Source organism: Fulvivirga lutimaris (assembly GCF_009711525.1).
Taxonomy (GTDB): domain Bacteria; phylum Bacteroidota; class Bacteroidia; order Cytophagales; family Cyclobacteriaceae; genus Fulvivirga; species Fulvivirga lutimaris.
Window position 1 is genome coordinate 1 of sequence record NZ_SMLV01000171.1, and the last position, 3888, is coordinate 3888.

Below are 3888 nucleotides of genomic sequence, written 5' to 3' on the forward strand. Positions count from 1 at the left end.
TAGACTGCCAATCTCTTCCTTAATCTGCCTTTCGAAGGCCATCCCCGGAACATATTCTTTTGGTTTGTTTTCGCAGCTAAACAAGACAGCGGCTAAAGTGAAAAATACAAGTACTCTTATCATTAATCGAAATTTACAGATTGGGTATCAGTTGAGCTGTCAAATTTGAGAAAGCGCTGTTCGTTTTCAAAATTTATTTTTACCACATTCTGCTGTGTAGGGAACAGCTCCATTAAGTATTCCGCTTTAATTGATAAAGGAGAGATAGGTGCGTTCATTCGAAAACCAAAATTGATAAAATAGGCATCTCCTTCTAAAGTGTGGTCTATATACTCTAGCGTCACCTTTTTATTATTCAAGCTGAGCTGAAAATACTTGTTGATGTATGATGATACTGCCTCCTTGTTTTGGTCAATAAAAGTGGCATCAGGCTCTGTAGTGCTTTTGCCAGAAAAATTTTGGATAGCCGCTTTTAGATCGTCAGAAAAAATTTTAATGCTTACAGTGGAGAGTTCGCTGTGGTGCAACTCAATTTCAGTTACCGATATATATATAGCATGGTAAGTATTTGCACTACTAGCTACAAGTGTAAAGAAGGATAATGCGAAGATGGTAAGGAGTGAATACATAAGCTCTAATCTCCAATATTGAGAAATCAGAGCTTTGAATTCAATGAAAAGGGTTAATTAATTTTCCCTTGCAAGTTTCTCCATCCACCACCATTATAGACTTGAGTATAGCCTTTCGACTTTAAAATCGACTTTGCACTTCCGCTTCTCATACCAGATGCACAACATGCAATGATGGGTTGATCCTTATCTTTAAGTTTTGTCAGGTGCTTATCCAACTCGTTGAGCGGGTAGTTTTTTGACCCTGAAATATTTCCTGATTTAAACTCTTGTGGAGAACGAACATCGATAATAACTCCACCAGATTTTAACAATTCTTTATAATCGGGAGTGTTTCCAAGTCCCAACATGTTTTTTAATGCATCTATCATCTATTCCTAAATTTTAAAATTCTCTGCTTCAAACCAAGGCCCGGCATTGTAAGATTCTATTCCTGCCTGCTGCAATATTGCTTGAGCCATACCACTTCTGTTACCTGATGCGCAACATAAAACAATGGGCTGATTCATATTTTTAATTTCCGCAGCTTCATTTGTAATTGTATCCAATGGAATGTTAATAGCTCCCTCTGCATGTCCACCCTGAAATTCTAAAGGCGACCTGACATCAATAATAGTTTTGCTTTGTGTATTCATAACTTCTTGTATTTAATTCTTTTGCAAAAGAACAGCTTAAGGTTCTTCTGATTTGTAACATTTGTTACCGGGTAGTTTTAGCACATCACTTGATTTTTTTTACTTCAGATTATTATTATAGTAAGTCTTTATTATAATAATCCCTTATATTAACGTATGAAGAATGTCACACCAAGGATACTTACCATATGTAGCGTTACGCTACTTATAGGCGTGGCACTATCTGTAGGTCTATTTTTGTCATTGCAAAATTCCTTTGAAACAAAACGTGATCGACTACTTTCAAATAGCTTTGGTACATTACAAGATCGTATTCAACAAGAGATAGATAGAAATTTCGATGTGTTATATGCTATTAAGGCAAGTTATCTTGCTTACCAGGGCATGTCACGAGAGGAGTTTGCCAGTTATGCGGGGTATTACACATCGCGTATTGCAAGTATTCAGGCCCTGGAATGGGTGCCGGTAATAAAGTTAGCAGAAAGAGATTCTTTCGAGTTGGCTACAAGAGCAGAGGGCTTCGAAAATTTTGAAATATTTAAAAGGTCTGGTGATACCACAGTAAGGGCAGAAGATAGACCAATATATTACCCGGTTTACTATATTGAGCCATTTGAAGACAATAAGGCAGCTTTTGGATTTGACCCCGGACCTTCCAGCGCTATCAGGCAGAATGCTATAGATCAGGCCATAGTGTCAGGTGAGGTGGCCGCCTCAGAGGTTATCGACATTGTCCAACGGTCATCCACAGAAAAGGCAATATTAACCTTTGTGCCGGTTTATAAACCTGATACAAAGGAAGTGGATTGTCTGGTAGAAGGAGTTTATCTGATGGATGAATTAATTAACACTGCCTTTAGAGGAGTTGGTTTATTAAGTGAGGTTGAGATCGAAATTACTGATAAGGGGAACAATCATGCGTTGCTATACGGACAAATTAATGAGACTAGAGAACTTAATCCATACAACTCCAAAGTGGTACACTAAAAGTAGCAGATCAGACATGGGAGCTGAAAATGGTGTATGTAAGCAATGCTGGTCAGCCAATAATATTGCCATTGTGGGTGCTTATGGCGGCATTAATAATCACAGGTCTGGTAGTTAAGCTGCTGTTTGATATACTTACTGATAATAGAAAAGCAATGCTCAGTTACGTAAAGGAGTTGGAGCAGACCAATCAGGATTTGGAGCAGTATGCTTATGTGGCTTCGCATGACCTTCAGGAACCGCTGCACTCTATGCAAAGCTTGGTCACTCTCATTGAATTGGAATTTAGTGACAAGCTTGGCCCAATGGGTAATAAATACCTGAGTCACATCAGTGCTGTTTCTAAGCGCATGAGTAACCTTATAAGCAACTTATTAACCTATAGTAGGATTGGCCATAGTGAAGAGATTCAAACTGTGGACCTTGCGGGCATACTAGATAAAGTAAATGAAGACCTTAGTGAGTTACTAAAAACAACAGGAGCGACAATTGAAAGAAAAACTGGACTTCCAGTAATAAAGGGGTTCCCAACGGCATTAGGTCAACTATTTCAAAACTTAATTACCAATGCTATCAAATTCCAAAGTGGGGATAATAAACCAATCATTCAGATTTCTGCTGAGATGCAGTCAGGGTTTTGGTTGATAAAATTTAAAGACAATGGCATTGGGATACCCAGAGAGTATCAAAGTCAAATTTTCATTATTTTTAAAAGACTACATACTTCTTCTAAATTTCCTGGAACGGGTGTAGGACTAGCGAATTGTAAAAAAATTGTCGAACTTCATCATGGATCAATCTGGGTGGAGTCGGAAGATGGAAAAGGAAGTGAGTTTTGTTTTACTTTATTGGCTGAATAAATGAATGAAGATCAAATTTGGCTTATTGATGATGATAGCATTACAAATTTTGTCAATAAAATAATTATTGAAAGAAATTATTCGTCTGCTAAAATTAAGGAATTCCTTATTGCCTCAGATGCACTGAATCAATTGCAGGCCAATTATGTTAATGGCTCTGAATTACCCAATTTCATTTTTTTGGATATCAATATGCCTGAAATGAATGGCTGGGAATTTCTTGAAGCTTACAAAAAACTTGATCCTAAAATAACAGATCGCATTAAACTTTTTATGCTGACATCTTCTCAGAATGAGGATGATGTGGAGAGAGCAGGACGCTGTAAGGTAATTAAGAAGTTTGTTAGCAAACCTCTAAAGGAAAATGACGTTGTGGAAATTCTGAGGGCCAGTTAGTACAACTATTTTGCCTTTTTAGTCTTCGCTTTAGCCAAATTTTCCTCCACTCTAAACTTTACCATTTCTTTAATCAGATCAAAAGGCAATGGTTCATTTAAAGGAAAATGCACAGTGCCTTTTGCTGTTTTAAATTTTTTCAACTTGTTTTCAAAGTTCAGAATGGCTGATGGTGTAGGGTAAAAGCCTATGTATTTTTCATAGCCAGCTAAGTACACCAACATTCCGCTCTGCTTGAAAGCCGGCATGCCATAACTTATCACTTCTTCTGCCGAAGGAGCAGCATTAACTATAGCTTCTCTTAGAAGAATAAGCTTTTCTCTGGTTGCTTCCGGAAAATCCGTGATGTAATCATCAAAGTCCTTAGGCTTTCTGTTCATC

The 3888-nt window shown here is 37.6% G+C and carries 7 protein-coding genes; 3 read left to right on the forward strand and 4 right to left on the reverse strand.

Annotated features, from left to right (window positions below; translation table 11 throughout):
* Nucleotides 1-122 precede the first annotated feature (122 nt).
* From E1140_RS01325 to E1140_RS01335, 3 genes are read right to left on the reverse strand one after another with little or no spacing between them, the layout of a single operon-like run.
* Entirely contained in the window at nt 123-629 is a 507-nt protein-coding gene (locus E1140_RS01325; RefSeq protein ID WP_155178244.1) for a DUF6702 family protein, read from the reverse strand.
* A gap of 53 nt (nt 630-682) precedes the next feature.
* Entirely contained in the window at nt 683-1000 is a 318-nt protein-coding gene (locus E1140_RS01330) for a rhodanese-like domain-containing protein (protein ID WP_155178246.1), read from the reverse strand.
* Nucleotides 1001-1006: 6 nt separating this feature from the next.
* Nucleotides 1007-1264, reverse strand: coding sequence for a rhodanese-like domain-containing protein (locus tag E1140_RS01335; protein ID WP_155178248.1), 258 nt, complete (start codon nt 1262-1264; stop codon nt 1007-1009).
* Nucleotides 1265-1420: 156 nt separating this feature from the next.
* Here E1140_RS01335 and E1140_RS01340 point away from each other — a divergent pair, with 156 nt between their 5' ends.
* Genes E1140_RS01340 through E1140_RS01350 form a run of 3 tightly spaced genes read left to right on the forward strand, consistent with a single transcriptional unit; the run spans nt 1421 to nt 3507 of the window.
* Nucleotides 1421-2251 (forward strand): CHASE domain-containing protein, encoded by an 831-nt coding sequence (locus E1140_RS01340; RefSeq protein WP_155178250.1) that lies wholly within the window; start codon nt 1421-1423, stop codon nt 2249-2251.
* A 29-nt stretch (nt 2252-2280) separates the two neighbouring features.
* The gene (locus E1140_RS01345) at nt 2281-3111 is read left to right on the forward strand and encodes a sensor histidine kinase (protein WP_155178252.1); all 831 of its coding nucleotides are present in this window, start codon (nt 2281-2283) and stop codon (nt 3109-3111) included.
* A complete protein-coding gene (locus E1140_RS01350; RefSeq protein WP_155178254.1) occupies nt 3112-3507 on the forward strand; it encodes a response regulator in 396 nt (131 codons plus the stop codon).
* A 5-nt stretch (nt 3508-3512) separates the two neighbouring features.
* On the opposite strand, the gene E1140_RS01355 is transcribed toward E1140_RS01350, so the two are convergent.
* Nucleotides 3513-3888, reverse strand: a 376-nt coding sequence (locus E1140_RS01355) for an iron chaperone (RefSeq protein WP_155178257.1), incomplete at its 5' end; no start/stop codon positions are given.

Excerpts from the sequence above, each read along its gene's own strand:
- E1140_RS01325 (WP_155178244.1), bottom strand. The coding sequence starts at position 629 with ATGTATTCACTCCTTACCATCTTCGCATTATCCTTCTTTACACTTGTA.
- E1140_RS01330 (WP_155178246.1), bottom strand. The coding sequence starts at position 1,000 with ATGATAGATGCATTAAAAAACATGTTGGGACTTGGAAACACTCCCGAT.
- E1140_RS01335 (WP_155178248.1), bottom strand. The coding sequence starts at position 1,264 with ATGAATACACAAAGCAAAACTATTATTGATGTCAGGTCGCCTTTAGAA.
- E1140_RS01340 (WP_155178250.1), top strand. The coding sequence starts at position 1,421 with ATGAAGAATGTCACACCAAGGATACTTACCATATGTAGCGTTACGCTA.
- E1140_RS01345 (WP_155178252.1), top strand. The coding sequence starts at position 2,281 with ATGGTGTATGTAAGCAATGCTGGTCAGCCAATAATATTGCCATTGTGG.
- E1140_RS01350 (WP_155178254.1), top strand. The coding sequence starts at position 3,112 with ATGAATGAAGATCAAATTTGGCTTATTGATGATGATAGCATTACAAAT.